We start from the raw sequence: 16,178 nt of genomic DNA, 5'->3' as shown, positions 1-16,178 counted from the left end.
AATTTGTAAATTATTTTGATGAACGGTCTTGACAAATCTTTTCAATATGTAACAACGATATAAGAGATAAAAATCAAATTGAGATAATTTACAGAATAAACTAACGCTAAATCACTTCCATCACCGCACTCAAACACGCTGGGATAGGCTTTTATGCTTTGATTTTTGCTCTTTAACGACAAACATCAAAGGAGAAGCTAATGTCTGTTAAAACGACGAAAAACAACCCAAAACATAAAGTTCTAATCGTAGAACGTCAGTTCATTCATACTCATTTCAACGAGTATCAACGTCTGCTTTTACCATCAGGTTTGAGCTTTAAAGCGCTAAAAGTGGCGTTTTATCTGCTACATCATAATCAACTAATCAACTACTATAACCAAAGCAATGAGATTGTGACTTGTCGTATCTCTCTGTCGGAATTATGCAGTTATTTTCAATCCAGCAGAAAGCCTATGTTGGAGATACTGTATGAGCTAAAACATCCTTTAATTCAGATTGATTCTATTGATAATTTTCACATCACTTACTCTGTTGATACTGCTTCATTTAGTTCAAGAAAAGTTATCAAGATTGATAACCATCATGGCGATAAAACAAATCAAAGCTACTTCATAGACATAGATGAAATGAAACCGCATCGTTCAATCATTGGTTGGATGATGAGCAATTTCAAAAGCTATTATGGTCAGCAAGTAAAGCTTAAACGAACGTTTCTTTTTGACTTATTCGGCTATGCCAGTGAGACAGAAAAAGACCGTAAAAATGCCGTAAGAAGCATCAAACGAGCATCAAAATCTCATGGCTATACTTATCAGAATTATTCCTTTGTTCTGGCGAAACCGATGAAGAAACAGACAGTAGAAGATGATTACGCTGTTCAACTTTCACAGCTTAATGCTGAGTCAGAGCAGGAATACAATCTAAGCCCTTATGATGAGGAGTATTATGGTCAGTTCTAAATATTCCTATGAAGAATCTTTGGCGCAGTGGCAACTATCACATCCTTGCGTGGTATGCGTATCGCTACGAGTGTATCAAGGACATTGGTCAATTGAAGTTGTTGGTTTACCTGGCGTTGAAACACACGTTACAGCGAATCAGGATCAACCTATCGAACAGTGTCTCTATCAACTTCTGGCTTATGAAAGACTCATCGTTGCCGATAGCCAGAGCTTCTTTGCTGAGATAGAAAAGCGCCTGACCGATCGAGCACTTTTCACAGAGTACGTGATCAATCAATTAAAGCTCCGCACCGTCTCCATTGGATCTGACAGTCGGTATCGAACAGCGCAACAACTACGAAATGACTACATTAGCGCTCAACTCTCTCGACTTAAATCACACCGTCATTAGGTCCGATTTAAGGGGCTAATTTGCAACCACAATATAGGTAGTATTGTGCTCCTATCTCTGAAAATTGCCCTATATGGGGCATTCTTGTGTTTTAGGAAAAGAGGTTGCGGGGTTTTTGCGGGATATTGCGTAAAAAACCATTATTAAGAATATTAATTGAGCTGCTTTTCCATAATTCAAATGTCAGTCACTTTAATCAGTCTCATTTGCTTGAAATGATAAGTATTTGTCTTTTTCAATGTTGATTATTGAACTGGATGAAGCTGGTAATGGTAGTTATATAAGTCTTCATTCGCTTGGACCTGTTCATAATCAAAGTAAAGCTGTTCTTTTAAGCATTTCAGAAAATCACTCAGATCATAAGTATGGATAAATAGTGATATCGGTGCGATCTGTGAGTTATTTTCATCAGAGAAGCAATTATCAATGTGTGCTCTATCCAGATATACAACGTCAGGTTCTTGGTTTGGAGTCTCTTCGATTAACTTAGTTTCTAAACCAGACTGCTCAAAGCGCTCAAACAAGCTGTATAACTTCTCAACGTCATTCTTTGTGTCTATGGCTGCATAGCTGCTTAAAATCCCGTTTAAGTGCCTCTCAATCGAACCAAACTTGTTCTTCATCAAACATATAGTTTTCAGTTTTTTCTTGATGAGCGAGTATTTCACTTGTTTTACCTTTGGCTTTAAAAAGTCGATGATGATTTTGTTGCGTTGCTCTTCCTTAACAAAACCCTTTGAATTTTCGACTTTAAAGTAAAGGTGCAAAAGTGTGTTTTCAAACGTTGACTTGATCAGTTGGTGATAAGATTTTTCTTGCATTGGTAGGTTCTGCATCGAATAAAAGAAAAGGCTACCGCAGTAGCCTTTAAAGTGATTTAGTTAAGCTGTTGCGTGTTCACGAATGATATTGAGTATCGCGTCATCTTTGAACTGAGTCCTAAACTCAACTTTTACGTCTTTTATCTTATTGAACAGTGCTTGCGCATGTTCAATCTTACGTTGTTCTTCAAGCCTTAGACTATCTTGACCATCAACATTTTTAGTCTCAATGATGAAGTTCAGGTAATCACCTGAGTCTGTTTTTACAACATAAGCAAAGTCTGGTGAATATGAGTAACCGCCAGCAACAGGTATCTTGATTGAGTTTTTAGGTATTTTGGTAAACACGACGACACATTGAATTTCACCTTCTGTAATGTTCAATCGTTCCAATTCAGAATCGTAAAAAACTTCTTCGAACAAGTATGAATCTACTGGTGGTTTTTCATTGTTATGTAGAACACCAAGATCACTCGACAATACATCTTTCAGCGGTTCACCATCAGCATTAGTGAATTTGGTAGGGTGCATCGTGTTGGAGATAACGTTGTATCCCAACGCAAACTTCGTAAATGAGTTATTAAGCAAGTATTTGCTGAACCCCGACTTAATCTTACGAATAGTCTGAATGTTCATATATTCAGTAATGTCTATCGTTTCACGAACTTCACAGAATACTTGGTGTAGTGTTGATAGCTTGATGAACATTTCCTGAGAAAGTTTAGGCAAAAACTCTGAATAGCTCATCGTACTGAACTTGGAAAAGTCATCATCAGTCCCAAGGATGCTTTTCGACATAGCGATATCGTTGTGGATATAAACCTTTTCGATACGAGTTTGAACGCCAGTTTTCTTAAATTTACTTGCTTCATCGAGTAGGTAACTCTTGAACAGAGATTTGAACTCACTCTCATCAGCAATTTGGTATTCTAATACGGCTTTTTGATTGATTAGATTCCACAGTTCTCTAAGCTCATCGAACTTACCCACGCGCATTTTGGTGCGTTTTTGACTGCCATTTGCTTTCTTGATCTTGTCTTTCTTAACGCCAGTAGGGAAGGCTTGCGGATACTCAGACTTCAATTTTGAGTAAGCATCAGAGCCAATGAAATTCTCGTTTTTGTCGATAATGTTCTTCCCAACAAGATCTACCATCAGATCAAAAGATGATATATCAGGGTATTTGGCAAATATCTTCTCTTTGATATCCTGCGTCAACTTACTCGGTGGTGTCTCTTTAAACGAGCTGTTATTTACATCTTGGATAAGCTGATCAACGAAGTCTTTCTCTGTAAAGTCAACATAGTAGTTAAGAGTAAAAGGACCGCGTTTATCACGAGCCATAAACTCATTTACTGGTAAACGTAATCCACGACCGACTTCTTGTAGCTTTGATGTGATGCCACCGCTTGAACGGAGTTTACAGATCTGGAACACGTTAGGGTTATCCCAACCTTCACGTAGTGTCCACTTTGAGAAAATGAATCGTCTTGGATTGTCGAGCGAAAGCAGTTTTTCTTTGTCGTGCAGGATTTCGTTAATCTCTTGCTCGATCTTTTCATCTTTATCGCTGTTATCCTTTGAGAAGTAACCACCGTGAACGACTGATACATCAGCGATGGTTTGCTCTAAATACGTTTTATAAAAAGCGTCCTTCTCTGTTTTAAGCAGTTCTTTTGCTTCTGCAACAACCCACTCTTCAAACTTAGTTTTTAAACTACCAGAAATATCATTTCCATCACGATAGCCTTCGATATCGTCTATGAAGAATAATGTTAGTGGTTTGATGCGTGGCGTGAGCGTTAAATAGTGCCTTTCTAACTTGAAGTGTTCTTTGATCGCTTTGCGCATCATATTGTCTTCAAGCGTTTGCGAGTATGAATATGGGTTAATTGAACCGCCAGTTTTCAGCTCAATACCATTACTCAAAGCAACTGTGGTTTTGTTCAATGCATCAATAACAAGATCATGGATTGCTGAGTGTGTTTTTGAAAGAGATTCGCCCTTTGCAAGTTTAAACACGCTCTTAGCACCATTCTCGTTCAGCTCAAATGTAGCTTCTTTACCATCAGACTTGATGAATTTTAGGCTTGCGTTGTCATCACCAACAACATCTTCAATATACGCATCAATGCCTTTAACCAAGTCGTCGTTGAATGCATCAACGGCCGTTAAGCGATAGACCAGATTTTTATAGTCATTGTTAAATGTTGCACCATAACGAATGATGTACTGAGCATTAAATTTCTCGATGTTTTCCCACGTTTTACGTGCTGTGGGGAACTTGTGCGGCTCATCAATGATGATGAATGGTTTTACCGCACTGATTGCCGTAAAAGGTGTATCGAATTGATTGTCTAATAGACCGACATCATAAGTCTCTGTTAATGACTTGGAGTTAATCATTCCTGAGTTGATGATGAGAACGTGTATGTAGCTCTTATTGAAGTTACTTGCTTCAACAAAATCATGTATGGCTTGTGGCATATAAGTTTTAGTGTTTTTACCAGAACTCTTTTGACTTTCCACTACATACGTTTTGATCTCACGCTCGTAGTCATCTCTGAAATGCTCCTTTAACGCATCACTTTTCAAGAAGTTGACTGTGCCAGCTTTGATTGAAAGGGTAGGGACAACCACGATGAACTTGTTAATACCAAAAGATTTATTCAAATCGTACATTGTTTTGGTATATGTGTAAGTCTTACCAGTACCAGTTTCCATTGAAACATCAATGATGTTGCTCTTGGCATTATAATGCTCTGGTATATGGTCGATGCGGTTATACTCGTGAACCATTTTGATGTTTGAGTAGTATTGAGCATCTGAAAGCTCTAATTCAGGGTTTGCTAATATTCGCATGGTTGCGTCGTCTGATTGCTTAGGTTCAGCACCTAAGAAAACAGTTGTAACAGCATCAACGCCTGTTTGCTGGTGAGGCAAGTTTTTTTCGAAAGTAAAACCTTTTGACATATCAGTTTCTTACCACCAAATCAATTTCGAGAGACTTTTTATTCGCGTAGCCTTTCAGGGCTTCGTTTAGTTCCATTTGCTTTGCACTATCGAAATTGTTTCCGAAGAACACGACTTTGTTTGGCTCAAAATCTTTGTTGTTGTCGAGTTCGTGAAGCAAAGCTTTGATTGTCTCGCTGTTGAAGTTAGGTGCGATCAGATACAAGCGTTTGTCGCACAGATGCGCAGTGTAGCCATTCAAATCTACATCTTGGATTGGTGTTGTTAATAAGCTACCGTCATAAACACACCACGTTGTAAGTAACGTGTTGTATTGCTGATCATTTAGAACAACATCATCAAAAAATGATAGGTTTTCAAGGGTTAGTTCACCATCATCTTTTACTCGGAAGTCTTCAACTGTTTCGAAAATCTTAAAACCAAGATCACCTTTGTAATCAGGGTAGCGTTCAGATAACTGGTTAGCCGCTTTAATAAGTCGTTGCTTAGTTATGTCAAATACCGTCTTATAGCCAGCCTGATATGCATCGCTACTTTCTGTTATCAATTCAGGTAACTGAATTGATATGGTTTTTCTTGATAAATTTTCAGTGCAATTCAGCTCCATTGCAGAGTGAGCGGTTGTGCCTGAACCAGAAAAGAAATCCATAATAATACAGTCAGCTTTATCACACGCTACTGATATTAGATATTTTACTAAAGAAAGTGGTTTAGGGTATGAAAATGGAATATCAAATTCTTTGCTAAGTTGTGACCCCATACTCTGTGTATTGCCCATGTTCATAAGAACACTAACAACATGACTTTGTATAGAACGCTCTTTTACGCTCTCAATAGCACCATTTTCTGTTAACCAGTAATCTGTAAATTGACCTTTTGTATCAAGTGTTGGTTTCAGATTATTACCAATGTACAACTCAAGGTTTCTTTTTGAACTCCACCCACTCTCTACTGTTACTTCATTAACCAGTTTTCCATTTCTTATAATTGCATCATTATGAAAATATGGATACGAGTCATTACGGGCTTTAATAACTCCATTATCAAAATTGGCTTTAAATCCAATAGGAAGTACCACTTTGCTAATTGGGTTTTTTGAACCATTTTTAACAATAGTATTTATTATTTTATTGTTAAATAATTTGCTGGATTCATCTACGTTTGGATCAACCAAATTTGGGAAACTAAACAAATCAGCACGTTTTGCATAACATAAAATATATTCGTGGTTTATTTTGATTTTAGCTTGATTATCAAAGTTTCCATCCGTTCTCCAAGTAAACTGACTTAATAGGTTTTGTTCGCCGAAGATTTCATCACAAAGAATTTTTAATTGTGCAGATTCGTTATCATCAATAGAGATATAAATTAATCCATCATCACACAGAAATTCTCTTGCAATATACAAACGTGGATACATAAAGGTTAACCAAGCACTATGACTGCTTGAACCTTTTGCCGTGAAATCAAGAATGCGAGTAGCTTCATCGAGGTCGATACCAGCCAATTCACTAAGTTGTTGCGGTGTAAACTTGCGATCATCGTTATAAACAAAACCATCAGAACCCGTGTTATATGGTGGGTCGATGTAGATCATTTTCACCTTTTCAGAGTAGGCGTTAACCATGTGCTTCAACACTTCAAGGTTATCGCCTTTGATCAACAGGTTTTGGCTATCTTTGTTAGATTCAAGATGGTTGTGTTGCTTATCTTCGTGCAAAAGCGTTTTTGGGGGCAGGTTGGTTAACAGTCGAGCGTAAGACTTACCCAACCAATTTAGGGAATATGATTCTTTCGAAAGCTCAACATCAGACGACTTCACTACTTCAAGCAACTTTTCTTGAATAAAGTTCCCTTGCTTATCAAAGCATTGTGGGAAATGCTTTTGCAAGATCTCTAACTGCTTGCTATTCGCAGTTTCTGTGTTTGAGAAAAGCGTTTCTTTGTTCATATAATAACCTGATATAAGTAGATGATTTATTGGTCAAAAATTTGCCACATGATACACTAAACAGTTAGAAAAATCTTGACGGAATGCATAATAATATCCGCTCCTACGACTGTCAGATAAGATTCGTTTTAATGATTCTCCACGATGATCAGCATTGGATGTTTTCCAATCAATACAGGTTTTTTGTCAATCCATAATTTACGGTACAATAACCGCTCCATTATGCAATGAGTGGCTTAGCGTGTGAATCAGAGTGAGTTAATCGAATTTTCTACAAAATCAGATGAGTTGTTGCTTTCAGGCGACATACAAGGTCTTAATCAGCACGTAGAGCACTATACATCACAGCAATACGAGTTTAATTCACCTTTCCTCGAAGCTCAGTATTATTACGCTCTCGGCAACTGCTACTCTGCTTTGTTCCATCCACAAACCTCCAAATGGTATGCACCTGAATCGACTAAAGTTGCGGTTTGTTATCGGAAAGCGTTAGCAAAGATTAACTTGCTTGATTCAAAACCCGAAACAGACTCTTTGAAGTCTATGATCTGCACAAATCTTGCGAACCATCTATCTTCTCAGGGCAGGGCGTTTTGTTGTATTGAGCTTTATGATGAAGCGATTAGGTTAGACAATAATCCAGTTGCGTATGTAGCAAAGGCTCGAAATGAACTGTTTGTAGCTGGCTCACTTTATGACTTGAGTCACTCACAATATCATTACTACACTGCTGCAAAGCTATTGAATCAGTTAGAACCATATAAAGATCAACTCGAACCAGAACAACGAACACCGATAGAACAAGGAGGAATGCTGCACGATTTTAACGAGTGGTTCCACGGTAATTTCAGTTTTGATGATTTTGACTCGTTTAAAACTTTCAAAGAAGAGTTTGAGTCCGAAGAACAAGCTGAGTATTTGAAATGGTGTGGTGAGAATCGTTTGTTTCTCAATGATCTAAATGACGTTTGCAAAGATGAAATTGTCTATCAAGATGTATTAGCTCTTTCTTCATTCGTGTCAGACATCAATCCAATAATTATCGAATCAGAAAAACTGGCGTATCACGTAAACTACGACGAAATCAAAAACGACTATTGCTATGCTCAATACCTAATGCATCAAGCATTTATGATTGAAGATGAAGAAAAGCACTACTTCAACAACACTTATAAGCACGTAGATGGTTATTGTGGAAATTTGGACAATCTCAAAGTCAGTCATTTGAAATCATCGTTTAAAACTCTGTATTCGCTATTCGACAAAATCGCGTATTTTCTGCATCGATTCTTCGACCTGAATGATATTTCAAAGGACAATAAAATCTATATCGATAAGTTGTTCAGGAAGCTAAACGGCAACAAGTGGAAGCCAAATGACAAGCTTGAAGATGGTAGAAACTTCTTCATCAATGCGCTTTTTTTCATACTGCAAGATTTGCGTGACGTGGAAGGTCATGAATCAGTTTCTCAGTGGGTAGATCCAGACACAAAAGCATTTTCTGAGATACGCAATGCGATTGAACATAGGTCGCTTGTCATAGTTGACGGTGAAATCTACGATTTATCAGTGAATTATAATGCTTATGCCCAGATGAAATCGGAAGAGTTGGATAAAGAGCTATCTGACTTTGGGAGCGAGTTAGAATCTGTTTATCAATCGATTAGGGCTGCAAAAAAAGCACAAGATACTAAACAACTTTCTGAACTGATAGACAAGAGAAAAGAGCTTGAATCAAAGTGTAATAAAATTGAGCAGAAAAAATACGAAAAGCAAAAGCTGTCAACTCACACTCTCCATGTATCGATAGAAGAATTCGAGAAGCGGTTATTCACACTCATTAAGCTTGTTAGAACTTCAATTATGTACCTGTCATTAGCTATCAACTTAGATACAAACTTCAAAAAGGAAAATCAAAAGGGGTTTGCAATGCCTCGTGAAATACCGCTTAAAGATTAAGTATTTTTGTGAATCAGGAGTTTTAGAGAAGGGAAGCATCGCTTCTCTTTTTTGTGTGTCAAATGACCGATCAGTTCACCGTCATCTTGATCTATTGGTTTCTCCGAATCATACTACTGTATATCTATACAGTTATGTGATTTTATATGAAAGTAATCCCACTTTTTGCCTCTGCTGGCATCACGGGCTTTGAGTCGCCAGCGGCAGAGTATAACCAGTTAGACCTATCTCTCGATGAGTTGTTGGTCGAACGTCCTTCAAGTACGTTCCTTGGATTCGCACAAGGCGAATCAATGATTGATGTGGGGATTTTTGACGGTGACTTGTTGATTGTTGATAGGTTTCCAGTAGCAAAGCATAACGATGTGATAGTAGCTAATTTGAACGGTGAATTTATCTGCAAAATCATAGATATGCACAACCGCCAGCTTCTTTCAGCTAATCCAAAATACGGCACTGTAACGATTACAGAGAACGATACATTCACGATAGAAGGGGTAGTAGTGAGTTCTGTCAGATTGTTCAAAAAAAGCTTTCTGTTGAGCGCATAAATCATGTTTGCATTAGTCGATGCCAATTCATTCTATTGCAGTGCGGAAACTGTCTTTCGTCCAGATTTGAGAGACAAGCCGATCATCGTTTTGTCAAATAACGATGGGTGTATCGTTGCGGCTAATCGTAGGGCAAAAGAACTTGGTGTGCCTAAATTTTCTCCATTTTTCAAAATAAAGGCTGAATGTGAAGCTAAGGGTGTGATCGCGTTTAGCTCTAACTATGAGTTGTATAGCGATCTGAGTGCAAAAATGATGAACGTCATAGGGCGTTTTGCGCCTGAGCAATTCGTTTACAGTATCGATGAATCATTCCTCTCATTTCAACGAACTTATCCAGCCATTCCATATTTGAAAAAACATGGTGAAGCTCTGAGAGAGGCTGTCTGGAAAGAAACACGACTTCCAGTGTGCGTAGGGTTTGGCTCAACACTGACACTTGCAAAAATGGCAAATCATTTAGCGAAAAAGGTTAGAAGCTTCAATGGCGTTTGTGTTTTGGATGATCAAGACAAAACCTTAGAACTTCTGAAAAAAGTGGAAGTTGGTGATGTGTGGGGTATCGGTAGAAAACTCTCAAAGCGTATGCAGTTCATGGGAATAAACACAGCTTATGACTTAGCGAAATACCCTGTGGGTTTGTTGCGGAAAGATTTCAACGTTGAAGTAGAACGGACTGCAAGAGAATTGAACGGACAAGTCTGTAAAGGGTGGGATCTGGTCAAAGCTAATAAACAACAAATTTATTCTACAAGATCTGTGGGAGAGAGAATCACAGACGTTGAAAGCTTGCGTCAAGCTTTGGTTAAACACGCAGGAATCGCTTCACGGAAATTAAGAGAACAAAATTCACTGACAAAAGTGATGTTGTGCTTTGCCGCTTCTTCACCGTTCGATGAAAAGCCAGCTTCATTCAAGACTATACATAGATTTAGCTTTCCAACGTCTGACGTTACTCATCTCTCACAAGTCGCATCTAACGCTGCTGATGAATTGTTTAAGGATGGTGTTCGTTTTTACAAAATTGGAGTAGGGCTTTTAGATTTATCTGATGGGACAATGCAGCAATTGGATATGCTTAATGAGAATCCATCCAACGAAAAATTAAACGCTGTTTTTGACAGTCTCAATCGTAAATATGGCACTGATGCAGTGTTCATCGCGGCACAAGGCATCAAGCAACAATGGAGCATGAAGCGGCAATTTCTTTCAAAACAATACACAACAAAATGGTCTGATTTACCGAAAATCAGTTGCAGCTAATGACCTACAAAGTGTTTTGTGAAACAATCATTTCGTTCTTGGTAAAAACCCTTAGCTGTGGGTTAAAACAGTATGTTGTGTTCATGGCAAGTTTTGTCTTGATGTAAATCAGCTCGAACGAATGCAGGAAGCAGGTTAAAGGAATATAACCGCCATTTTTCAAAGGAATCAAAAGGAAGGACGTTCGAAGTCACCATTCTCAAAAAAAGGTAAAACTTATGAGCAAGGTGAGCTTCAAGATTCCTGTGTTTATGACAATCAACAGCAAAAAAATTTGCTATCTGATTGACTACGATAGATACGTGGAATTGCGAGCATTAGGACTGAAAGACAGTCAAATTGTTAATGATTACATTGTTAACAACAAGGCAGCTTAAAATGTCCATAAAACACCAAGAACACTGAAGCCACTCTGTTGAGTGGCTTTTTCTTATCTGTCATATACAGATATAATCAGATTGTTAAAAAGTGCATTTTATCGGGATTATTGAGTTATGAAAGCAGAAGTAACGTGGATTGAAGATTTAAAATTTGTCGGTAAAACCGATAAAAATCAAGAGATTATCTTTGGAAGTGGCGACAGTACAATTGTTTCACCAATGGAAATGGTATTGATGGCCGCTGGTGGCTGTAGCTCTGTCGACGTTGTGGATGGCTTGAAAACCGCAGGCCAAAAAGTGGCGTCGGTGAACGCGAAGTTAACCACTGAGCGCCGAGAAACGGCGCCACGGATTTTTACACAAGTGAATATTCACTTCGACGTCTCTGGTGATGATCTTGACCCTGAAGTTGTGGCGCAAGTCGCTGCAGATTCTTTGGAAAAATATTGCTCGGTTTGTTTGATGCTTGGCCAAGGTGTAGAAATGACCCACAGCTGGGAAATTGTATAAGTCGATACTTGCGACAGAACAGCAAAATAGGAAAGAGAAAAGTGCACGCTTTTCTCTTTTTTTATTCCTTAATTCGCGTACCGTGTGATTGGTCTGAAAGTTGTAGGAGTTTTCCAGTGACAGAACTAGAAAAAATGATGTCTGGCCAAGTATTTGATGGTATGGATAAAGAAATCGATGCCATTCGAACGGATGCCCTTCAAACCCTTCGAGCACTGAATAACAATACCGATGAAAGCAAGCGAGACGCATTGCAAAAGCAGTTATTTGGCAAAGCAGGTTTATGTATTGTGCAGGCACCATTTCATTGTGAGTTTGGCAAGACGATTGAAATCGGGGAAGAGACGTTTATTAATATGAACGTGGTGATGCTCGATGGTGCCAAGATAACGATTGGAAACCATGTGCTCATCGGACCCAGTGTTCAGCTGTACACTGCGTCTCACTCATTGGACTACCAAAGCCGCCGTCGGTGGGAAACATTTTGCAAACCAATTACCATCGAAGATGATGTGTGGATTGGCGGTAATTCTGTTATCAACCAAGGTGTGACCATTGGTGCCCGCTCTGTCATTGCGGCCAATTCTGTCGTAAACCATGATGTTCCACCAGACTGCATTTACGGCGGTACGCCTGCGAAGCTGATTCGACGTTTAAATGAGGAAGAATAAAAGGCAGGGTTTTCTCAATTCGGTATGCTGAACCACAGAAATGAGCGCTTTAGATAGGGCTCATTTTTAATTTTGGATGGGTAATAATATGGCGATTATTCTGAAGTGGCGAACCAGTTATTATTGAATTTAAAGCGACAATTAATTTCCAATGATAGAGATTACCTTCAAGAAGAAAACACTTTAGACTATGCACCAGTATGATGACCTTGATTTTTGGAAAAAGAAAATGAAATACGATTGGATCCTATTTGACGCTGATGAAACCTTATTCCACTTTGATGCTTTCAAAGGTTTGCAGCTTATGTTTTCTCGCAAAGGTGTCGAGTTTACAGAACAAGATTTTGCACACTACCAAACCGTAAACAAACCTCTTTGGGTGGACTATCAAGATGGCAAAGTCACCGCAGATGAGTTAAAACATCATCGTTTTACCGAGTGGGCGGAAAAACTGAATACGACCACCGTTGAACTCAATAGTGCATTTTTAGAAGCAATGGCCGATATTTGTAGTTTGTTGCCTGGTGCAAAAGAGCTGATGGACGCGCTGCAAGGCAAAGCGAAAATGGGCATTATCACCAACGGTTTTACAGAGCTACAAGCGATTCGTCTTGAGCGCACCGGGATGACAGAGTACTTCGACCATGTGGTGATTTCTGAGCAGGTGGGCGTAGCAAAACCTGACTTGGGCATTTTTGAATACGCGATGCAGCAAATGGGGCATCCCTGCAAAAGCCGCGTATTGATAGTCGGCGACAATCTGCATTCTGATATTCTTGGTGGTAATAACTTTGGTATCGAAACTTGCTGGTTAAATACCACTGGTGCCAGCACGGATGAACGTATTGCGCCAAGTTACACCGTCGAATCTTTAACCGAGCTTAAGAGCATTTTGGTGGCGTAACGGCTGAGCAGGTAACGCCTGATTGACTTATTCATTTCTGGCTTTTTCGCACGGATTCTTTCGGTTGCTACCATTGCCCATACGCCTAGTACGTATGGGTGATATTCACGCCGCCTCCAAAAAGTGACGTGACCGGTTTATGTGATGAGCTATATTCGTTCTGATATTTTTCCAAAGCTATTGTCTCACGATTTATCGAGCTCGCTTAAGGACATCTACCGTGATCGTTACGGAGTGGTGTATAAGAAAATTCACTATCGTATTTTAACCAGCATTTTGTTGGGGGAGATGGCTTAGGCATTGCGTGTGACCTCTGGCACTCCGGCAACGGTTGTCGAGCGTATCAATTACAACCAACATGGTGAGTTGTTCGGTTGCGATATCGAATACTGGCGACATGACACGATTAGCATTGAATCGGTGGCAGAGCTGGATAATTAACGTTTTTTCTAAGTTTCAAAGGCTTCATTTCGAAGCCTTTTTTATCCATACAGAAAAACGACATGGGAGTGTTAACCACTGTGTTAATGCTCTTTCTGCGGTTTGTCTCTAGGCTCTAATAACCTAGGCAAAAGTCACGCTAGTTCGAGGTGACGTTTACTCGGTTTCTAACAAGTCTAAGAAGAAAGCGTATTCAAGCGCATCTTCTTTTAAGCGTTTGAAGCGACCTGACGCGCCGCCGTGTCCCGCTTCCATATCGGTCTTAAAGAGCAGCACATTACTATCTGTTTTCATTTCACGTAGCTTCGCGATCCACTTCATCGGCTCAAAGTATTGTACCTGAGAATCATGCAAGCCAGTGGTGACCAGCATGTTTGGATAGTCTTGCGCTTTAACGTTGTCGTAAGGCGAGTAACTCAACATATAGTCATAATATGTTTTATTATTTGGATTTCCCCATTCGTCGTACTCATTGGTGGTCAGTGGAATGGACTCATCCAACATCGTCGTGATCACATCAACAAACGGAACATGCGCAGCCACACCGCGGTACAACTCTGGCGCTTGGTTAATGACGGCACCCATTAATAAACCACCTGCGGAACCACCGACGGCAAACACTTTATCTTTCGCCCCATATCCTTGCTCTACGAGACCTTTGGTTACGTCAATAAAGTCGTTGAAGGTATTTTGTTTGGTGAGTTTTTTACCATCGTCATACCAAGGGCGCCCCAACATTTCAGAACCACGAATATGAGCGATCGCATAAACAAAGCCGCGATCTAACAGGCTCAAGCGGGTGGAGTGGAAAGTCGGTTCTATGGTAGCCCCGTAAGATCCATAACCATATTGATAGATTGGGTTTGTGCCGTCTTTCTTAAACAAGTCTTTACGATACACCAAAGAAACGGGCACTTCTTTACCGTCACGGGCTGTGATCATAATGCGTTCTGATTGGTAATTGTCAGGATTAAAATCACCGAGTACTGGTGTTTGCTTCATGATTTCTGATTCGCCTGTGTTTAAATCGAAATCATAGTAAGTACCAGGCGTGGTTAAGCTGCTGTAGTAAATGCGAACGTGAGTATTATCCAGTTCCAAGTTGCCAGTCAGATAAGCCGCAAATGCGTTGTCGTTAAATACTAGAGGGAACTCTTTGCCCGTTGAAAGTTGGCGAACCGTCATCGTAGACAAACCGTGAGTGCGTTGTTCGTAAACGAGGTGATCGGTGAACAGTTCAAAGTCGACAAGTTGAGAGTTATCGTCTGCGGCAATGACATCTTGCCATTTAGTACGATCATGCATCTCATTTTTATGTACTTTCATCAGGCGAAAGTTCACCGCTTGGTAATTGGTATACACGTAGTACCAATCCCCCAATTTGTCGACGCTGTACTCGATGCCTTCTTCACGCGGGTAAAAGGGTTGAGCTGTGGCTTTTGGGTTATTGGCATCAATGATAGAAACGCCGCTGGTTTCTGTGCTGGAGTGCCAAATGTAAATCTCTTTTCCATCTTTGCTGGTACTCAGAGAGGTGTAGTACGCACTGTTGGGTTCTTCATAAATCAGTTCATCGCTGGTTTGCGCTGTTCCTAACACATGGCGATAAACTTGGTAACCCAACAAGGTTTGCGGATCTTTTTTGATGTAGTAGAAAGCTTGGTTATCGTTTTGCCATGCGATGGCACTGGATGCGCCTTCAATTTCGTCGTCTAGATAATCACCGGTGAGCAAATCTTTGATCTTAATGGTGTAGACACGGCGGCTTAGCGTGTCTTCTCCGTAAGCGAGCAAGTTTTCATTTGGACTCACGTATAAACCGCCAATGCTGAAGAACTCATGTTCTTTAGCCAGTTTATTGACATCCAAAATCACCGTTTTATCCGTCCCTGAAAAATCCTTCGCTCGCAGGTGGACTTCATACTCATTGTCTCCAGAGACTTCACTTGAGTAGAAGTAATTGCCTTTGCGAACCGGAACGGAGTTATCGTCTTTTGCGATACGCCCTTTAATCTCTTCAAATAGTTGCTGCTGAAGTGTTTCAGTATGTTTAAGAACGGTTTCTGCATACTGATTTTCTTGTTCTAGGTGTTGCAAGACTTCTGGGTCTTGTCGTTTGTCATCGCGCATCCAGTAATAGTTGTCAACACGGGTGTCACCATGAATGGTCATTGCGTGTGGGACTTTTTTTGCAACAGGCGCTTGAGTTTTTTGAGCAACAAGCTGTGATTTGGAGTATTGATTCATGGTTGGAATTCCTTGATTGCTGCATCCGGCGATAAGTGCGACCGATACGACCAACGTAGTGAGAATAAAACGCATCTATATATCCTTATTTTGTACCTTTCTCATTTAAGTGCCATCTAAGTACCATCGTCCATTGATTATTGTAAGTGAA

Annotated in this window: 12 protein-coding genes and 1 pseudogene; 9 read left to right on the top strand and 4 right to left on the bottom strand. The window is 39.8% G+C overall.

Annotation, left to right across the window (positions count from 1 at the left end; genetic code table 11):
* Positions 1-200: 200 nt before the first annotated feature.
* Entirely contained in the window at positions 201-962 is a 762-nt protein-coding gene (locus AC3D28_RS16860) for a hypothetical protein (protein ID WP_276427402.1), read from the top strand.
* Positions 949-1,356, top strand: a complete 408-nt coding sequence (locus tag AC3D28_RS16855; RefSeq protein WP_488536770.1) for a hypothetical protein — start codon at positions 949-951, stop codon at positions 1,354-1,356. Before AC3D28_RS16860 ends, AC3D28_RS16855 begins: the two co-directional genes overlap by 14 nt.
* Positions 1,357-1,601: 245 nt before the next feature.
* Here AC3D28_RS16855 and AC3D28_RS16850 read toward each other — a convergent pair whose 3' ends face one another.
* The 3 genes from AC3D28_RS16850 to AC3D28_RS16840 are packed head-to-tail and all read right to left on the bottom strand — an operon-like array spanning position 1,602 to position 7,101.
* On the bottom strand, positions 1,602-2,177 hold the full coding sequence (locus tag AC3D28_RS16850) for a DUF2913 family protein (RefSeq protein WP_488536769.1): 576 nt from the start codon (positions 2,175-2,177) through the stop codon (positions 1,602-1,604).
* A gap of 60 nt (positions 2,178-2,237) precedes the next feature.
* Positions 2,238-5,150 (bottom strand): type III restriction-modification system endonuclease, encoded by a 2,913-nt coding sequence (locus AC3D28_RS16845; protein ID WP_488536768.1) that lies wholly within the window; start codon positions 5,148-5,150, stop codon positions 2,238-2,240.
* Between the two features lies 1 nt (position 5,151).
* Positions 5,152-7,101, bottom strand: a complete 1,950-nt coding sequence (locus AC3D28_RS16840; protein ID WP_488536767.1) for a DNA methyltransferase — start codon at positions 7,099-7,101, stop codon at positions 5,152-5,154.
* A 243-nt stretch (positions 7,102-7,344) separates the two neighbouring features.
* Here AC3D28_RS16840 and AC3D28_RS16835 point away from each other — a divergent pair, with 243 nt between their 5' ends.
* The 7 genes and pseudogenes from AC3D28_RS16835 to AC3D28_RS16805 all read left to right on the top strand — a co-directional run.
* Positions 7,345-9,060: an LA2681 family HEPN domain-containing protein gene (locus tag AC3D28_RS16835; protein ID WP_488536766.1), complete on the top strand. Its 1,716-nt coding sequence runs from the start codon at positions 7,345-7,347 to the stop codon at positions 9,058-9,060.
* Positions 9,061-9,206: 146 nt separating this feature from the next.
* The gene (locus tag AC3D28_RS16830) at positions 9,207-9,611 is read left to right on the top strand and encodes a LexA family protein (RefSeq protein ID WP_029803474.1); all 405 of its coding nucleotides are present in this window, start codon (positions 9,207-9,209) and stop codon (positions 9,609-9,611) included.
* 3 nt (positions 9,612-9,614) lie between these two features.
* Positions 9,615-10,874 carry a Y-family DNA polymerase gene (locus AC3D28_RS16825; RefSeq protein WP_488536765.1) on the top strand — a complete coding sequence of 420 codons (1,260 nt, stop codon included), beginning with the start codon at positions 9,615-9,617 and terminating at the stop codon, positions 10,872-10,874.
* A 494-nt stretch (positions 10,875-11,368) separates the two neighbouring features.
* Entirely contained in the window at positions 11,369-11,764 is a 396-nt protein-coding gene (locus tag AC3D28_RS16820; protein WP_488536764.1) for an OsmC family protein, read from the top strand.
* 116 nt (positions 11,765-11,880) lie between these two features.
* Positions 11,881-12,435 (top strand): sugar O-acetyltransferase, encoded by a 555-nt coding sequence (locus AC3D28_RS16815; RefSeq protein WP_098414315.1) that lies wholly within the window; start codon positions 11,881-11,883, stop codon positions 12,433-12,435.
* 229 nt (positions 12,436-12,664) lie between these two features.
* Complete coding sequence (yjjG, locus tag AC3D28_RS16810) at positions 12,665-13,339, top strand: pyrimidine 5'-nucleotidase (protein ID WP_098414527.1); 675 nt, start codon at positions 12,665-12,667, stop codon at positions 13,337-13,339.
* A 135-nt stretch (positions 13,340-13,474) separates the two neighbouring features.
* Positions 13,475-13,780 (top strand): annotated as a pseudogene (locus AC3D28_RS16805) (UTRA domain-containing protein); the annotation flags it as partial.
* Positions 13,781-13,936: 156 nt separating this feature from the next.
* On the opposite strand, the gene AC3D28_RS16800 reads toward AC3D28_RS16805, so the two are convergent.
* The gene (locus tag AC3D28_RS16800; protein ID WP_488536763.1) at positions 13,937-16,102 is read right to left on the bottom strand and encodes a S9 family peptidase; all 2,166 of its coding nucleotides are present in this window, start codon (positions 16,100-16,102) and stop codon (positions 13,937-13,939) included.
* Positions 16,103-16,178 lie beyond the last annotated feature (76 nt).

Source organism: Vibrio sp. TAP-3B (assembly GCF_057784735.1).
Note: the sequence above shows the minus strand (reverse complement) of the source record. Positions and strands in the feature narration are given on the sequence as shown.

Coding starts and splice junctions, on each gene's coding strand:
- AC3D28_RS16860 (WP_276427402.1), top strand. CDS start 201: ATGTCTGTTAAAACGACGAAAAACAACCCAAAACATAAAGTTCTAATC.
- AC3D28_RS16855 (WP_488536770.1), top strand. CDS start 949: ATGGTCAGTTCTAAATATTCCTATGAAGAATCTTTGGCGCAGTGGCAA.
- AC3D28_RS16850 (WP_488536769.1), bottom strand. CDS start 2,177: ATGCAAGAAAAATCTTATCACCAACTGATCAAGTCAACGTTTGAAAAC.
- AC3D28_RS16845 (WP_488536768.1), bottom strand. CDS start 5,150: ATGTCAAAAGGTTTTACTTTCGAAAAAAACTTGCCTCACCAGCAAACA.
- AC3D28_RS16840 (WP_488536767.1), bottom strand. CDS start 7,101: ATGAACAAAGAAACGCTTTTCTCAAACACAGAAACTGCGAATAGCAAG.
- AC3D28_RS16830 (WP_029803474.1), top strand. CDS start 9,207: ATGAAAGTAATCCCACTTTTTGCCTCTGCTGGCATCACGGGCTTTGAG.
- AC3D28_RS16825 (WP_488536765.1), top strand. CDS start 9,615: ATGTTTGCATTAGTCGATGCCAATTCATTCTATTGCAGTGCGGAAACT.
- AC3D28_RS16820 (WP_488536764.1), top strand. CDS start 11,369: ATGAAAGCAGAAGTAACGTGGATTGAAGATTTAAAATTTGTCGGTAAA.
- yjjG (WP_098414527.1), top strand. CDS start 12,665: ATGAAATACGATTGGATCCTATTTGACGCTGATGAAACCTTATTCCAC.
- AC3D28_RS16800 (WP_488536763.1), bottom strand. CDS start 16,102: ATGCGTTTTATTCTCACTACGTTGGTCGTATCGGTCGCACTTATCGCC.